General features: G+C 57.1%; 14 protein-coding genes and 1 pseudogene. 8 read left to right on the forward strand and 7 right to left on the reverse strand.

Translation table 11 applies throughout. The annotated features are described in order from the left end of the window. Positions 1-12 precede the first annotated feature (12 nt). A complete protein-coding gene (gene gshB, locus ACTF5F_RS08960) occupies positions 13-954 on the forward strand; it encodes a glutathione synthase (RefSeq protein WP_438956529.1) in 942 nt (313 codons plus the stop codon). Here gshB and ACTF5F_RS08965 read toward each other — a convergent pair. From ACTF5F_RS08965 to cobU, 4 genes and pseudogenes are all read right to left on the reverse strand, one after another. Beyond that, positions 951-1,631, reverse strand: a pseudogene (locus ACTF5F_RS08965) (ATP-binding protein); the annotation flags it as partial. The gene gshB and the pseudogene ACTF5F_RS08965 overlap by 4 nt on opposite strands. A 49-nt stretch (positions 1,632-1,680) precedes the next feature. Beyond that, positions 1,681-1,926: a hypothetical protein gene (locus ACTF5F_RS08970; protein ID WP_438956530.1), complete on the reverse strand. Its 246-nt coding sequence runs from the start codon at positions 1,924-1,926 to the stop codon at positions 1,681-1,683. Between the two features lie 67 nt (positions 1,927-1,993). Continuing rightward, on the reverse strand, positions 1,994-2,575 hold the full coding sequence (locus tag ACTF5F_RS08975) for a histidine phosphatase family protein (RefSeq protein WP_438956531.1): 582 nt from the start codon (positions 2,573-2,575) through the stop codon (positions 1,994-1,996). Further along, on the reverse strand, positions 2,572-3,093 hold the full coding sequence (gene cobU, locus ACTF5F_RS08980; RefSeq protein ID WP_438956532.1) for a bifunctional adenosylcobinamide kinase/adenosylcobinamide-phosphate guanylyltransferase: 522 nt from the start codon (positions 3,091-3,093) through the stop codon (positions 2,572-2,574). Before cobU ends, ACTF5F_RS08975 begins: the two co-directional genes overlap by 4 nt. A gap of 98 nt (positions 3,094-3,191) precedes the next feature. Here cobU and ACTF5F_RS08985 point away from each other — a divergent pair, with 98 nt between their 5' ends. The 5 genes from ACTF5F_RS08985 to ACTF5F_RS09005 all read left to right on the forward strand — a co-directional run bounded on the left by ACTF5F_RS08985 (position 3,192) and on the right by ACTF5F_RS09005 (position 8,917). Then, entirely contained in the window at positions 3,192-4,070 is an 879-nt protein-coding gene (locus ACTF5F_RS08985; protein WP_438956533.1) for an RNA polymerase factor sigma-32, read from the forward strand. Positions 4,071-4,144: 74 nt separating this feature from the next. Beyond that, on the forward strand, positions 4,145-5,347 hold the full coding sequence (gene coaBC, locus ACTF5F_RS08990) for a bifunctional phosphopantothenoylcysteine decarboxylase/phosphopantothenate--cysteine ligase CoaBC (protein ID WP_438956534.1): 1,203 nt from the start codon (positions 4,145-4,147) through the stop codon (positions 5,345-5,347). After that, positions 5,347-5,817 (forward strand): dUTP diphosphatase, encoded by a 471-nt coding sequence (gene dut, locus ACTF5F_RS08995; RefSeq protein ID WP_438956554.1) that lies wholly within the window; start codon positions 5,347-5,349, stop codon positions 5,815-5,817. The genes coaBC and dut overlap by 1 nt, the downstream gene beginning before the upstream one ends. Next, positions 5,814-6,860 carry a HesA/MoeB/ThiF family protein gene (locus ACTF5F_RS09000; protein ID WP_438956535.1) on the forward strand — a complete coding sequence of 349 codons (1,047 nt, stop codon included), beginning with the start codon at positions 5,814-5,816 and terminating at the stop codon, positions 6,858-6,860. The genes dut and ACTF5F_RS09000 overlap by 4 nt, the downstream gene beginning before the upstream one ends. 29 nt (positions 6,861-6,889) lie before the next feature. Continuing rightward, entirely contained in the window at positions 6,890-8,917 is a 2,028-nt protein-coding gene (locus ACTF5F_RS09005) for a M3 family metallopeptidase (RefSeq protein ID WP_438956536.1), read from the forward strand. Here the strand turns inward: ACTF5F_RS09005 and ACTF5F_RS09010 are convergent. Next, a complete protein-coding gene (locus ACTF5F_RS09010; RefSeq protein WP_438956555.1) occupies positions 8,914-9,354 on the reverse strand; it encodes an SH3 domain-containing protein in 441 nt (146 codons plus the stop codon). The genes ACTF5F_RS09005 and ACTF5F_RS09010 overlap by 4 nt on opposite strands. A gap of 200 nt (positions 9,355-9,554) precedes the next feature. Between ACTF5F_RS09010 and ACTF5F_RS09015 the strand changes: the two genes are divergently transcribed. Together ACTF5F_RS09015 and ACTF5F_RS09020 are read left to right on the forward strand one after the other, a co-directional pair. Next, positions 9,555-10,541 carry a 2-hydroxyacid dehydrogenase gene (locus tag ACTF5F_RS09015; RefSeq protein ID WP_438956537.1) on the forward strand — a complete coding sequence of 329 codons (987 nt, stop codon included), beginning with the start codon at positions 9,555-9,557 and terminating at the stop codon, positions 10,539-10,541. Between the two features lie 111 nt (positions 10,542-10,652). Continuing rightward, positions 10,653-13,160: a GcvT family protein gene (locus ACTF5F_RS09020; protein WP_438956538.1), complete on the forward strand. Its 2,508-nt coding sequence runs from the start codon at positions 10,653-10,655 to the stop codon at positions 13,158-13,160. Here ACTF5F_RS09020 and ACTF5F_RS09025 read toward each other — a convergent pair. After that, entirely contained in the window at positions 13,157-14,233 is a 1,077-nt protein-coding gene (locus ACTF5F_RS09025; protein ID WP_438956539.1) for an NAD(P)/FAD-dependent oxidoreductase, read from the reverse strand. The genes ACTF5F_RS09020 and ACTF5F_RS09025 overlap by 4 nt on opposite strands. 623 nt (positions 14,234-14,856) lie before the next feature. After that, on the reverse strand, positions 14,857-15,948 hold the full coding sequence (locus ACTF5F_RS09030; RefSeq protein ID WP_438956540.1) for a BMP family ABC transporter substrate-binding protein: 1,092 nt from the start codon (positions 15,946-15,948) through the stop codon (positions 14,857-14,859). Positions 15,949-15,978: the final 30 nt, after the last annotated feature.

Consider the following 15,978-nt stretch of genomic DNA (forward strand, 5'->3'; position numbering starts at 1 on the left):
GGAGGGTGCGGGATGTCATTGAAAGTCGCCATTCAGATGGACCCCATCGATCCCATAGATATTGACGCGGACAGCACGTTCCGGCTTGCAGAAGAAGCGCAGGCTCGGGGGCATCGCCTGTTTTACTATACACCTGATCAAATCAGCTATCGCGCGGGCCGCGTGATGGCGCGGGGTTTGCCGTTGACGGTGCAACGCAAGAAGGGCGATCACTTCCAATTTGGTGATTTGCAGGATGTTGATCTGTCGGAGTATGACGTCGTCTGGCTGCGCCAAGACCCGCCGTTTGATATGAGCTACATCACCACAACGCATTTGCTGGACATGATCCACCCGCAGACCTTGGTGGTGAATGACCCGTTTTGGGTGCGGAATTATCCAGAAAAACTGTTGGTGTTATCGTTCCCTGATTTGACACCCCCCACGATGATTGCCCGCGATCTCGAGACGCTGAAGGAATTTCGCGCAGAGCATGGTGATGTGATCTTGAAGCCGCTTTATGGCAACGGTGGCGCCGGTGTTTTCAAGCTTCATCAAGCGGACGCAAACCTCGCATCGTTGCACGAGCTTTTCAGTGCCATGAATCGTGAACCGTTGATCATTCAGAAGTTCCTGCCAGCGGTCAGCAACGGCGACAAGCGGGTGATTTTGGTCGATGGGGAGCCTGTGGGCGCCATTAACCGTGTGCCTGCTGCGGGGGAGACACGCTCGAACATGCATGTGGGTGGGCGACCAGAGAAGGTGGAGCTCACAGATCGGGACCGTGAGATTTGTGCGGCAATTGGGCCGTTGTTGAAGGAAAAAGGTCAGATTTTTGTAGGGATCGACGTGATCGGCGATTGGCTGACAGAGATCAACGTAACCTCCCCCACCGGCATTCAAGAGTTGGAGCGGTTTAACGGCACCAACGTCGCAGAGAAAATCTGGCAAGCGATTGAGGCGAAACGGGCCTAAGCCGCAGAGGGCATTCGAAAGCTGATCGCTTCGGCGATGTGTTTGTGTTGGACGGTTTCTGATTGGTCGAGATCTGCGATAGTACGCGCCACGCGCAACACGCGGTGATAGCCACGCGCGGAGAGGCCGAGCGTTTCGGCGGCTCGGATCAAAAGGGCTTTTCCGGCAGGTTCCTGCACTGCGAGCTCTTCCAGAAACGCCCCTTCGGCATCGGCGTTGACGCGCACGCCTTCTGTGTTTTTGAACCGTGCCGCTTGGATGTCGCGAACGTGGGCGACCCGCGTGGCAATATCGGCGGAGGTTTTGCCATTTGCTTGCATGTCCAAGTCGGTGAACGCCACAGGGGGTACATCGACGCGCAGATCGAACCGTTCCATCAAGAGGCCTGAGATACGGCCCAAGTAATCCTCCCCACACATAGGGACACGGGCGCAGGCGCGGGAGGGATCGGAGAAATATCCGCATTTACTGGGGTTTGCGGCCGCGACCAGCATGAAACGGCACGGATATCGGACGTGCGCATTGGCGCGGGAGAAGACGACTTCACCAGTTTCAATGGGTTGGCGCAGCGTGTGTAGCACCGCGCGGGGGAACTCTGGGAATTCGTCCATGAAAAGGACGCCATTGTGGGCGAGCGATATTCCCCCCGGTTTTGCGCCGCGCCCCCCGCCCACTAAGTTTCGGGCGAGTGCGCGGGCGGCAGGGTCTGCGGGCCAAAGCCCAGCTTCAGGATGCCGTTCGGCGAGCGTTTCGGCCATTGACAGGCTGTCGGTCAACACGTGGCCTACTGGATGTTGTTATGGCTGGCACAGTTCTGGTTGGTGCGATATCGGCCAAATCCTCCGCCAAGGTGCCGAAATAAAGACCGGTCATGACAACATCATAAGTCAGGTTGAATTTTTCGAGCATTAGCCAGCTGCGATAGGACCAGCTGGAGAAGGTGCGATCCCCGATGTAGAGGGTGTGGGACATAGAAAACTCCAAAATCAAACGCTACTCGGCCATGCCGTTTAGAGCGAACGAACATGCGTCATACCTCCTATTCAGGGAGGTGATTGATCGCGCCGCGATGCCAGTTTTGCCCGTCAAACCGCAGGTCCGTGACAGATAGATTGTCAATTTTGTGGCCTAAGGCTTTGTAGGCGTCGTCGCCTTCGACCTTTTGTATTTGGGTCATGATGACGCCGAAGTGCGCGACGACGATGATGTGCTGGCTTTTGGTGGATTGAATGAGGTGGTCGACGGCCGCATTCACCCGTCCTGCGACCGCGTTCCAGCTTTCGCCGTTTGGGGGCGCTACATCGCCGGGTTTTTCCCAGTACTCACGGCAAAGAATTGGATCACGGGCGTTGACCTCATCAAAGGTCAGCCCGTCCCAGTCGCCGAAATCGAACTCGCGCAGGCGTTGGTCGTGGGGAAGGCGGTTGCGTTGACCCTGAATGGCGTCGGCGGTTGTCGTGCTACGGATCAGGTCGGAAGAAATGATTAGCGCATCTTGCGGCAGGTAGTTGGCGACAGCAGAAATCAGGGGCGTGTCGGACAGATCGGCAGGGATATCGCGCCAACCCACGAAAGACTTTTGATGCGTTGGCCCATGCCGGACCCACCAAAAATGGGTCATAGAGGGAGCGGTCCTTTCAGCGCGAAGGGCAGGCCAGCCATGACGCCAACCACCGTATCAGCGTGTTCCGCCACCTTTTGATTGAGCCGCCCTTGCGCCGAACGGAATTGCCGCGATAGGGCATTGTCGGGCACAATCCCTTGACCCACTTCGTTAGAGACTACGAGAATGGTTGCTGATGCGCTGGAGAGAGAGGCTACAAGAGCATCCATTTCTGCGTCTACATCCCTTTCAGTGAGCAAAACATTGGTGAGCCAAAGGGTAAGGCAATCAATCAGAACAACGTCGTCTGGCGCGCAACCTGAAATCGCATCACATAGGTCAATCGGGCATTCAATCGTCATCCAATTGGGGCCGCGCTGAATTTTATGTGCGGCAATCTTGGCTCTCATCTCCTCGTCAAAAGCCTGAGCGGTTGCGATATAAATGCGTTTTTGATCAGTGGCTTGGACTAGAGATTCGGCGTATCTTGATTTACCAGAGGCAGCACCACCTAGGACGAGGGTGAGCGCAGGCAAACTTTTTTCCGAACAAAAATGATCCAAATGGGTTCCCCCTTCGTAACTTTATTACAAACCGGCCTTTAAGCACGGAACTTTTTATAGGGGGAAATACTATGGCAGTCGACGGGTTGAGTGTTCAAACCTTGTCACGCACGGCGATGAAAGCAGAGTTGCTTGACGCAGAGACGGAATTGGCCTTGGCGTACGCCTGGCGCGACGAGCGTGATGAGAAGGCCCTGCACCGGTTGATCAATGCTTACATGCGTTTGGCTATCTCTATGGCTGCTAAGTTCAAGCGCTACGGCGCCCCCATGAATGACCTTATTCAGGAAGCCTCGGTCGGTTTGATGAAAGCCGCCGACAAGTTCGATCCCGACCGTGGCGTCCGCTTCTCCACATACGCCGTTTGGTGGATCAAAGCCTCCATTCAGGACTATGTGATGCGGAACTGGTCGATGGTTCGCACAGGATCGACCAGCAGCCAGAAATCCCTGTTTTTCAATATGCGTCGGGTCCAAGCTCGTCTGGAGCGTGAGGCCGCCGCCGAAGGGCGCGTGATTGAAAGACACATCATGCACCAACTGATCTCAGAAGAGGTGGGTGTGCCGATCCATGACGTTGAAATGATGGAAGGACGCCTTTCCGGCTCCGACTTTTCATTGAACGCGACGCAATCTACCGATGAGGAAGGGCGTGAATGGATCGATGCATTGGAAGACGATGCGCCGCAAGCTGCGGAGCATGTCGAAAACAGTCACGATCAGGAGACACTGCGCCAGTGGCTTTTGAGCGCTTTGGCGTCACTCAATGAGCGTGAGCGATTCATCGTCCGAGAGCGCAAACTGCGCGAAGACCCTCGCACGCTGGAAAGCTTGGGCGTTGAGCTTGGTCTGTCGAAGGAGCGTGTGCGCCAGCTCGAGGCGGCAGCCTTCGGCAAGATGCGCAAGAAGTTGGAAGCAGAAAGCAGCGAAGTCCACGCATTCTTTGCCTAAACCACTCACGGTTCACGCATTGTCTTTCGCATATCAAGTCGCCTAGTGTTCGCACGCAAACCTAGGGCGATTTGATGCTGGCAAACAAACACATCTTACTGGTGATAGGCGGCGGGATTGCCGCCTATAAATCATTGGACCTGATCCGTCGCTTTCGGGAGCGGGGGGCAAAGGTGACGGCTGTGATGACAAAAGCGGCGGCTGAGTTTGTCACGCCGTTGAGTGTCTCTGCGTTGACCGGTGAAAAGGTGTTTGAAGACCTCTTCAACCTTACGGATGAGGCGGAGATGGGCCATATTGAGCTGTCGCGAGCCGCGGATTTGATCGTCGTGGCACCTGCAACAGCGGATTTGATGGCGAAGATGGCGCAGGGACATGCGAATGATCTCGCCTCCAACGTACTTTTGGCGACTAACAAGCGGGTTTTGATTGCACCATCGATGAACGTGCACATGTGGACCCACCCCGCGACGCAGCGCAACCTCGCGACGCTAGAAGATGACGGTGTTTTGATGGCTGGCCCCAATGATGGCGACATGGCCTGCGGTGAATATGGCCCTGGCCGCATGGCCGAACCTTTGGAGATTGTCGCTGCGGTGGAGGCGGGGCTGGGCGCGGGGCCACTGTCGGGCAAGCATGTGCTTGTGACCTCTGGCCCGACGCATGAACCCATTGATCCCGTCAGGTATATTGCGAACCGGTCATCGGGCGCGCAAGGCACGGCGATTGCGCGGGCGCTGGCGATGTTGGGGGCGGATGTGACGTTCGTGACCGGTCCAGCGGATCATCCTGCGCCGCATGGCGTGAAGGTCGTACTGGTGCAAACCGCGCAAGAAATGCTGGAGGCGGTGGAATCAGCCCTCCCTGCAGATGTAGCGATCTTTGCGGCGGCGGTCGCGGATTGGCGCGCGGCAAATGCAGGTGACAGAAAGATCAAAAAGGACGGCTCTGGCCCGCCGAGATTAGAGTTTGCAGAGAACCCAGACATCCTCGCCACGGTATCCAAAAGGAAAAAAGGTCGCCCCGGATTGATCGTCGGATTTGCGGCTGAGACGGATGATGTGGTGGCCCATGCGACGTCGAAGTTGGAAACTAAGGGTTGCGACTGGATTGTGGCAAATGATGTGTCACCTGAGACAGGGATCATGGGGGGGAGCGAGAACGCCATCACCTTGATCCGGCAATCCGGTACAGATGTTTGGCCGCGCATGACCAAGGATCAGGTCGCGGCGCGTCTGGCACAAATGATTGCAGAGACGCTTGAGGGCAAGAAGTGATACCTCCCACAGTGCAGATCGCGTGGTTGGCGGAGGCCGATCAGCGCTTGCCGCTCCCCCGTTACGAGACGGCCGGGGCTGCTGGCGCAGACATTTGCGCTAATTTCCCAGAGGGTCAGCGGGATGACGGGTTTGTTTTGGAGTTTGGTCAGCGGGTTTTGATCCCGACCGGTTTGACGATGGCGATTCCTGTGGGATTTGAGGTGCAAGTGCGGCCACGGTCCGGCTTGGCCTTGAAGAACGGGATCACGCTGCTCAACACACCCGGTACGATCGACAGTGACTACCGCGGGCCTGTTGGCATCATTGCCGTCAATCTGGGGCAAGAACCGTTTCACATTACGCACGGGATGCGCATCGCTCAGATCGTTGTGGCGCCTGTGGTGCAGGCGGCTTTTGATGTGGTTGAGACATTGGATACCACAGAACGCGGCGCTGGTGGGTTTGGATCAACGGGGACCCAGTCATGATCATGGTCGGCGCGATGGCCGCCGTGATTTGGGGGATTGGCGTCGTGATGGGCAAGCCGCGCAATGCCCGCTGGATCATGATCGGCATCTTGTTGGTGGCCGTGATCGCGCTGCAATTGGTGCTGCCGGATGGTCATCCATTGCGTGAGGCGACGGGTGGCGATGCGCGGCTGTGGCTGTTGGTCGTGGCCTTTAGCGGGATTGTTTGGGCATATCGAATCCTCCTTAGGCGGTTGAAGGCGCGGGTGGTGCAGCCTGACGTAGCGGTTCAACAACAGGGCGACTTTACCGCGACAGAACTTGACCGCTACGCGCGGCATATCGTGCTGCGGGAGATTGGCGGCCCGGGTCAAAAATCGCTCAAAAACGCCAAAGTTTTCGTGATTGGGGCCGGTGGTTTGGGGTCGCCCACCTTGCAATATCTGGCGGCGGCGGGCGTTGGCACGATTGGTGTCATCGATGATGACACAGTTGAGAACACCAACCTGCAACGCCAGGTGATTCACCGCGATGAGAGCATTGGTGCGCCCAAAGTCACCTCTGCCGCTGAGGCGATGGTGGCTCAAAACCCCTACACAGACGTGCGGGCTTATGAGCGGCGGCTGACGGGTGACATCGCTGAGGAATTGTTCGTCGAATATGATGTCATCCTCGACGGGTCTGACAATTTCGACACGCGGTATTTGGTGAATGAGACGGCGACTAGGCTGGAAAAGCCTCTGATTGCCGCGGCTTTGACGCAGTGGGAAGGGCAGATCAGCTTTTATGACCCGTCAAATGGCGGGCCGTGCTATGCCTGTGTATTCCCGACGCCTGCCGATCCGAGCCTTGTGCCAAGCTGTGCCGAAGCCGGTGTCTTAGGGCCATTGCCCGGCGTAGTTGGGTCAATGATGGCGGCGGAAGCGATCAAGGTGATCACGGGCGCAGGTGAGCCGCTCAGAGGCCGATTGATGATTTATGACGCGCTCTACGCGGACACGCGGACCATTCAAACCAAGATCGATCCAGATTGCGCGGTCTGCGGTGGAAAAGGGGCGGCCTGACGCCTAGGTCATCCCTAAAGGAGACATTCATGACGAACCCGTTGCTGTCCGATTGGGATAACCCGTTTGATTTGCCGCCATTTGACGTGATCGAGGACGCGCATTTTGCGCCAGCGGCGGATCACGCACTGAAAGAAGCGCGCGCCGCCATCAAGGCGATTGCTGAGAATCAGGATGCGCCGACCTTTGCCAATACCATTGAGGCATTGGAACTGGCGGAGTTTCAGTTGGGCCGCATCTTTGGCGCGTTCTATGCCGTGGCGGGGGCCGACAGCAATCCCGCGCGGGAAGCGTTGCAGCGTGAGTTCGCACCCAAGCTGAGTGCTTTTGGCTCAGAAGTGGCGGAGAATAAGGCGCTGTTCCAACGGATTGAGACGTTGTGGCAGTCCCGCGATGCGCTTGACCTGACGGATGAGCAGCGGCGCGTTTTAATGCTGACGCGGCGGGGCTATGTCCGGCAAGGGGCACAGTTGGAAGGCGAGGCCTCTGATCGTTTGCGTGAAGTTAAATCGCGGTTGTCCGTTTTGGGGACGGAATTCACGCAGAACCTGCTCGCCGACGAACGGGCGTGGTTCATGGCGCTGGGCGAGGGCGATCTGGACGGTTTGCCAGACTTCGTGATCGATGCGGCCCGTGCGGCAGGTGAGGAGAAAGAGGCGGGCTGCCCAGTGGTGACGCTCTCACGCTCGCTCATTGTGCCGTTTCTGCAATTTTCCCCCAATCGTGCGCTGCGTCAGAAAGCCTATGAAGCGTGGGGAGCGCGTGGGGCAAATGGTGGTGAGACCGACAACCGCGCGATTGCGGCGGAAACGCTGAAGCTCCGCGAAGAGCGGGCCAGGCTTTTGGGTTATAAGACTTTCGCGGACTACAAGCTAGAGACGGAAATGGCGGGCACGCCGGATGCGGTGCGTGACCTTTTGATGCAGGTTTGGGCCCCAGCCCGCGCGAGTGCGGAAGCGGACGCGGCTGTCTTGACGGAAATGCTTCACAAAGATGGTCATAATGGGCCTTTGGAGCCTTGGGATTGGCGCTATTATTCGGAGTTGCGTCGGAAAGCGGAGCATGACCTCGATGAGGCGGCGTTGAAACCGTATTTGCAGCTTGATCGGATGATTGAAGCGTCGTTCACTTGTGCGGAGCGACTGTTTGGGTTGTCCTTCACGCCTTTGGACGGCCCCACCTATCACCCTGATGTGCGGATGTGGGATGTGACCCGCGATGCGGAGCATATCGCTGTTTTCATTGGGGATTATTTTGCACGTCCCTCCAAACGCTCTGGCGCGTGGTGCATGGCGATGCAGTCGCAACAGCGGCTCGCTGGTGATTTGAGACCGCATGTCGTCAATGTCTGCAATTTCGCAAAACCCGCTAAGGGGTCGCCCGCGCGGTTGTCGTTTGACGATGCGCGGACGCTCTTTCACGAGTTTGGCCACGCGCTGCATCAGATGCTGTCGGATGTGACGTATGAGAGCATATCCGGCACCTCCGTCGCCCGCGATTTTGTCGAACTGCCAAGCCAGCTTTATGAGCATTGGCTGGCTGTGCCAGAGGTGCTGGCAGAGTTTGCGACCCATGCCGAAACGGGTGAGCCGATGCCAAAAGATATGCTGGATCGGATGTTAGCGGCGGCGAACTACGATACGGGCTTCCAGACTGTAGAATATGTGGCCTCTGCCTTGGTTGATCTGGCGTTCCACGACGGACCGGCGCCGTCTGACCCAATGCAAAAGCAGGCCGAAATGTTGGAAGAGATTGGAATGCCCCATGCCATTCGGATGCGCCACGCGACGCCGCATTTTGCGCATGTCTTTGCGGGTGACGGCTATTCCAGCGGCTACTACAGCTACATGTGGTCAGAGGTGATGGATGCAGATGCGTTTGAAGCGTTCGAAGAAGCGGGTGATCCTTTTGATCCGGCACTTGCCAAAAAGCTGGAAGAAACCATCCTGTCGTCTGGTGGGTCTGTCGATGCGGCGGAGCTTTACACCGCATTCAGGGGGCGGTTGCCGGGTGTTCAGGCATTGCTGAAGGGGCGCGGGCTCGACAAAGCGACTTAATCGCGTAATTCTTCCGCGGTCACGCCCCAAAGATGGGATTTTTCAACCCAGCCGCGGTAGCCACCTGCGTTGACCTTGCACCAGTCCAATTCGCATTCCCCAAGCCGTGCGATCACACCGCTGTGGACTTCGGCCACTTCAAAGCTTTCAAGATCAGGGCGCTTATAGAGCGTGACCTGATCCTCAACGATAACGGTGCGGATGCCTGAGAGCATGGTGTAGTGCACCCAACCGCCTTGGTCGTCGCGATCAAGGACACGACGCCAATGGCCGTATTCTGCCACAACGCGCAGTGGCATTTCGCGGCGTTGGAAGACCCAGTCGATGCGGTGGCTGAGCGATGGGCCGCGCCTGACGTTGCTTTCGCTGGCTTTCAGGGACACGAAGCGCGGCAGGGGGAGGTTCGTCTCCGGTCCAATGACAGGCCCGTTTGTGATAGAAGTATCAGCGCGTGTGACTTCCTCCGCCCCAGCAGATGAAGTGCTGACGCCGACCAGCAAACAGCAAATCAATGCCTTGAACTTCACGTCTCGGGTTCCTGTTCCGACTGCTCTTTCGCGTGGGTTCTTGTGCCCCGCGATCTTTGAAGGCAACCTGTCATGGAAACGCGAGAGTTGGAAGCCGTCGGGAGGGCTGAATGCCAAGCAAAAAGCTGAGTGTTGTTGTCACGCGACGGTTGCCCGACGTGGTTGAGACGCGGATGTCGGAACTTTTCAACATGACGCTGCGCTATGAAGACACTCAGATGAGCACCGATGAACTGGCGCAAGCCATGTCGGATGCCGATGTCTTGGTGCCGACAATCACGGATAAGATTGATGCCGACCTTTTGGCGCGGGCGGGTGACAAGCTGAAGCTGATCGCGAACTATGGGGCCGGTGTCGACAATATCGACGTTGCTGCCGCCCGACAGCGCGGCATCCATGTGACCAACACGCCGGATGTCATGACCGATGATACGGCTGATATGACGATGGGGCTGATCCTGGGCGTGACCCGCCGCTTGGCCGAAGGGTTCCGCATTGCGCAGTCGGACGACTGGGGCGGTTGGGCGCCCACCGCGATGTTGGGCGGGCGGATCAAAGGGCGATGCTTGGGCATCCTTGGGATGGGCCGGATCGGGCAAGCAGTGGCACGCCGTGCGAAAGCCTTTGGCATGCAGGTCCATTACCACAACCGCCGCAGGCTACGGACGGAGATTGAGGAGGCGCTAGAGGCGACCTACTGGGAAAGCCTCGATCAGATGGTGGCGCGGGTCGATGTTTTGTCGATCAATTGCCCGCACACGCCTTCGACTTATCACCTAATGAACGCGCGGCGCTTGCGGTTGTTGAAACCCAGCGCAGTGATCGTGAACACGTCCCGTGGCGAAGTGATCGACGAAAACGCGCTCACAAGGATGATCCGCGCTGGGGAGATTGCGGGTGCGGGCTTGGATGTGTTTGAGCGCGGACATGAGATCAATCCGCGCCTCAAAGCGCTGCCAAACGTCATTCTTCTGCCGCACATGGGCTCTGCCACGGTCGAAGGCCGCGTGGAGATGGGGGAGAAGGTTTTGATCAACATCCGGACCTTCCAAGACGGCCACAGGCCGCCCGACCTCGTCCTACCCTCTGCTCACTAAGCGGTTGCTGCCTGAAAGGTCGGTTTCGCGACACACTAGGTCGGCTGGTTCTGGCGTGATTTGCCGACTTAGGCCAGATTGCCAGCAACACAGAGACCAAGGGAGTCGGCGATGCAGATCAATGTGAAAGCGCTTGTAGTTGGCGGCGGTGCCGTCGGGACATCGATTGCCTATCATTTGGCCAAGGCGGGCTGGGACGACGTCATGCTGCTGGAGCGGGATGAGCTAACCTCCGGATCCACATGGCATGCTGCCGGTCTGCTGCCGCTTTTCAACATGTCTTATGCGACAACGCATATCCATAAATACTCTGTCGATTTCTACAAAACGCTTGAGGAAGAAACAGGTCTCAACGCGGGGTTTGCGGTCGTTGGCAACCTGCGCATGGCGCAGACGCAGGAGCGTATGGATGAATACATGCTCTACGCCTCAACGGCTGAGACCTGCGACGTGCCTTACGAGTGGCTGACACCAGATGAGATCAAAGCGCGTTGGCCGCTGATCCGCACGGAAGACCTGAAGGGCGCGATTTACCACAACACGGATGGCTACATTAACCCTGCGGATGTGACGCAGGCGATGGCCAAAGGGGCGCGCCAGCGCGGCGTGATGATTGAGCGGAAATGGCAGGCCGATGCCTATCATTGGAACGGCACCCATTGGGAAGTCACCTGCACCAAGATGGTGGAAAGGGGCGGCAACCTCGTTGGGTCCGACGAACAGATCGTTGTGACAGCGGAGCATGTGGTCACTGCCTCCGGTAATCACGCACAGACCACAGCGAAAAAGCTGGGTATCAAGATCCCAGCGATCCCCGTTGAACACCAGTTCATTGTCATGGATCAGGATCCGGAGCTTGTGAAATATCGCGAAGCGGGCGGAGTGGAGCATCCGGTCGTCCGCGATGCCGATGCGCAGTCCTATGTTCGGGAAGAGCGGGGCGGCTGGATTTTAGGCGTATATGAGAAGAACGCGCCTGCTTGCTTTGAGCACGGTGTGCCGGACAGCTTCCGCGCGGATCTTTTCCCGCTCGATCTGGAGCGGATTGAAGAGCAGTACATGGCAATGATCCACCGCGTACCTTCCTGTGAGGAAAGCGGGTTGAAGGACGATTTCAACGGTCCGATTTGCTACACACCTGATGGCAACCCGCTTGTTGGTCCCGCACCTGGTCTGACGAATATGTGGTTGGCCGAAGGATTCTCCTTCGGGATCACGGCGGCGGGTGGCACGGGCTACTACCTTGCGCAGATGATGGTCGACGGCGAGGCTGAGATCGACATGGCGTCGCTCGATCCAAAGCGCTACGGCCAAGACTGGATGACGACGGAGTTTGCCGCCCGCAAGAACGAAGAGTGCTACGATCACGTCTACATCCTGCACCACCCAGATGAAGAGCGACCTGCTTGTCGTCCATTGCGGACCGCACCAGCCTATGACCGACAGAAAGCGCGTGGTGCGCAGTTCGGGTGGGTGAACGGTTGGGAACGCCCGAACTACTACGGACCGCTGGATGCGCCAGACAACTTCGATGAAGAAAGCCGGTCCTTCCGTCGCGGTGGTTGGTGGCAATATGCGGTGGAAGAGGCGAAAGCGATCCGAGAAGGCGTTGGCCTGATCGATGCAACCGCATTTGCCAAGCATCGGATCAGCGGACCGGGGGCGACCGCGTTTTTGGATTGGTTCACTTGCAACAAGTTGCCTCGGGTTGGGCGGATCAACCTGACGTATGCGCTTACCGCGCATGGTACGACGCGGACTGAGTACACCATCGTGCGTTTGGCGGAAGATGATTACTACCTCGTCTCAGCCGGTGGCTGGCATAGCTATGACGAGGACTTCCTCTACAAAGCGATTGCTGAGAAGGAAGAAGAATTCGGCCGCATCAACGCGCAGGATGTCACAACTCAATGGGGTGTCTTCGCGATTGCGGGCCCGAAGTCTCGCGACGTTTTGAAAGAGGTAATCGGTGGATCTGATCCTGAGAACGCCCTGTCCAACAAAAATTTCCCTTGGCTGTCAGCCAAACAGATCGAACTTGGAATGTGCCCGGTAAATGCGATCCGAGTGGCCTATACGGGTGAGCTTGGATGGGAGTTGCATCATCCGATTGAAATGCAGACCTACCTGTTCGATCTGCTTGAAAAAGCTGGTGAGAAACATGGGATGAAGCTGGTCGGTGCTCGTGCGCAGAACTGGCTGCGTCAGGAGAAATCTTATCGCGCTTTCGGCACCGAACTTGGCCGTGATGCGACCCCACAAGAGGCGGATTTGCCGCGGTTCATTGATCTGAGCAAAGACTTCCACGGCAAAGACGCGATGGTTGCCAAGGGCATCCGGTCCAAATGTGTGACACTGCTGATCGATGGCCCGTCTGACGCGGACCCATGGGGACGTGAGGCGCTTTACACCGTGGAGGGGGAGCGTGTTGGGCGTCTGACCTCTGGCGGATACTCCGTCGCGTTTGAGAAGAGCATCGGCATGGGCTACGTCCCGCCCGCTTTGGCGGAAGTTGGGACCAAGCTGAAGGTCAAGATGCTTGATCAGCTTTGGGACGCTCAGATCGTTGAGGACAGCCCTTACGATCCGAAGAACGAGGTCATTCGGAAAGACGGCTAAGGCGCGTCAAATCTGGCGGGATCTAGTTGCTGGTGGAGCGTGGCGCTGAAGGAGGATGGTTTTTCCAAAACCATCTCCGCCAGATACTGCGCGGCACCGTGGCACGACTGGAACCCATAGCCGCCCTGACCTGCGCACCAGATGAAGGACGGGTCGGACGGGTCGCGGCCAAGCACGAACTGGCGATCTGGCGCGAAGGTGCGCAGGCCAGCCCATGAAGTGAGCAAACGTGTTACCGGCTCTGTCACGTGTTCTTCGTATCGCGCGAAACCTTCCGCCAGAACTATGTCATCGGCAAAGGCGTCATGGGGTTCTGTCGGGTCTTCATCCGCGGGGGAGACGATCAATGCACCCGCGTCAGGCTTGGCGTACCAGCTTTCGGACGGTCCAAAAAACATTGGCCAACCGCTCACATCATGACCACCGGGGGCAGGGATGCGCCCCATCGAGCGGCGGAGCGGTTGCAGGCCTATGGGACGCATGCCTGCCATTTGCGCAATACCGTCCGCCCAAGCACCAGCCGCGTTGATCAGCACTTTTGCTTCGGTTGTCCTGCTCTGGCTTTCAACCGACCACCCGCGCAGCGATTTGCTGATCGACGTAACCCTGTGACCACAGATGATTTCAGCACCGTGGCTGCGGGCGATCTTCGCGAAGTTTTGCCGTAAGAGGTCGGTATCCACGTCCCAAAGCCCGTCATGATGCGCTGCAAAGGCCACCTTTGTGTCATCAATGATCGGGACTTTGGCTTTTGCGTCTTTGATGGAAATCTGGTGGAGGTCGAGGGTCTTCACATCGTCAAGGAATGCGTCTTTGTCTGCGGCCTTTGCCAGCAACAAACAGCCACGCGGGGATAGGACGCCAAAGGCTGTATGCGCCTCAAAACTGGCCCGTGTCAGCTCTAATGTAGATGGGAGGCCGTAGTTTGGTTCATAGGCCGCTGCAGAGCGGCCTGAGGCATGATAGCCCAAGGAGGGTTCAGCTTCGATCAGCGCCACGCTGACATGAGGTGCAAGCTGGGAAGCAAGGGAAAGGCCCGCGACGCCGCCGCCAATGATCAGGACGTCAAACATGACGTACGTGCACTCGGGCTAGAGTGTTGCGATCGGTGGGCAAAAGGTGGTGAGACGGTGGTGAAACACATGCCGAAAGGCTAACGCCGTTTCACCCATTTTCAAGCAAGATCAGAAGGTGTACTGAAGAGAAGAGGTCCGATCGCCGCGATGCCCTAAACAACACAAAACATCTAAACGCGCGGCGACCGGGAAAACCTTAACCAAACACTAGTCACCCTTCGAAAAGCTATTCAACGAAAACACCGTTTAACTGAGGAAATTTTTACGGATTTTTGATCCAATTTGGAACTGCTCCAATTGGACAGGTTGGCGACTTTATTTGTGATCAGTACAGCAGATTTAGACGGATTGTTTTTGATTTCTTTACGTTGCGGTAACAATTGGGGGTAGAGTGATCTAATTCGCTGTCGCAAACGTGAACTAGCGGTGACCTGCGAATCTCAATTTTTGAGCTGAAAAGTGGCGCAGACTCTTTCGGTTTTAGAAGGACAAAATCGGTCGTCAGCGAGCGCGATTTTTTGCCTTCTTAAGTGCTCAGGGGCAATCGGTTTCGGGCATCTATTCAATCAAAAAAGGCGGACCATCTGAGGGCCCGCCTTTCGTCTTTGATGTTTTGCGCGTTACTGCGGAATGTCGCCTGTCACGCCTTCGATGTAGAAGTTCATGCCAGCAAGAGTGCCGTCGTCTGCCACTTCACCGTCTGCCAACCAAGCAGAGCCGTCCTGCTTGTTGATTGGCCCTGTGAACGGGTGATATTCGCCCGCTGCGATGGCTGCGATCATGGCTTCTGCTTCGGCTTTCACTTCGGCGGGGACAACGTCGGTGATCTCACCGATTTCGACCATGCCGGTGTCCATGCCGTCCCATGTGTCGACGCTGGACCATGTGCCGTCCATAACAGCCTGCGTGCGGGCCACATAGTAAGGCGCCCAGTTGTCGATGATGGAAGAAACGCGGGGCTTGGGCCCGAACTCTGCCATGTCGGACGCCTGACCGAAGGAAATCACGTTGCCGCCCGCATCGTTGGCAGCAAGTGCTGCGGCCTGTGGCGCGGTTGAGTCAGTGTGCTGAAGGATCACGTCAGCACCCTGTTCAATCAGAACGTTGGCAGCTTCGGCTTCCTTCGCTGGGTCGAACCATGTGTAGACCCAGATGATCTTGAACTCGATATCCGGGTTCACCTTGCTGGCGTGCAGATAGGCGGAGTTGATACCACGGATGACTTCTGGAATTGGGAAGGATGCGATGTAGCCCACGATGTTGGACTCCGTCATCTTGCCCGCGATGTGGCCTTGTACCGCACGGCCTTCGTAGAAGCGTGCAGAGTAGGTGGAGACGTTATCGGCGCGCTTGAAGCCTGTTGCATGCTCAAACTTCACATCTGGGAATTTGGCTGCGACGTTGATCGTTGGGTCCATGTAACCAAAGGACGTGGTGAAGATCAGGTCAGCGCCTTCCAGCGCCATCTGTGTCATCACACGCTCTGCGTCCGCACCTTCTGGCACGTTCTCAACATAGACAGTTTCAACCTTGTCACCGAAGGCTTCTTCAACAGCCAAGAGACCTTGGTGGTGTTCATAGGTCCAACCGCCGTCGCCGATTGGGCCAACGTAGACAAAGCCTACTTTCGTTTTCTCGTGACCATCGGCGATTGCGCCTGTGGCCAAACCAGCAGCCATCGCGACGCCGGCTAGGATTGATGTGAGTTTCATTTTTTCTCCCCTTGAGTGGTTAGCAGCCGC

This window comes from Cognatiyoonia sp. (assembly GCF_965661665.1).
GTDB lineage: Bacteria > Pseudomonadota > Alphaproteobacteria > Rhodobacterales > Rhodobacteraceae > Cognatiyoonia.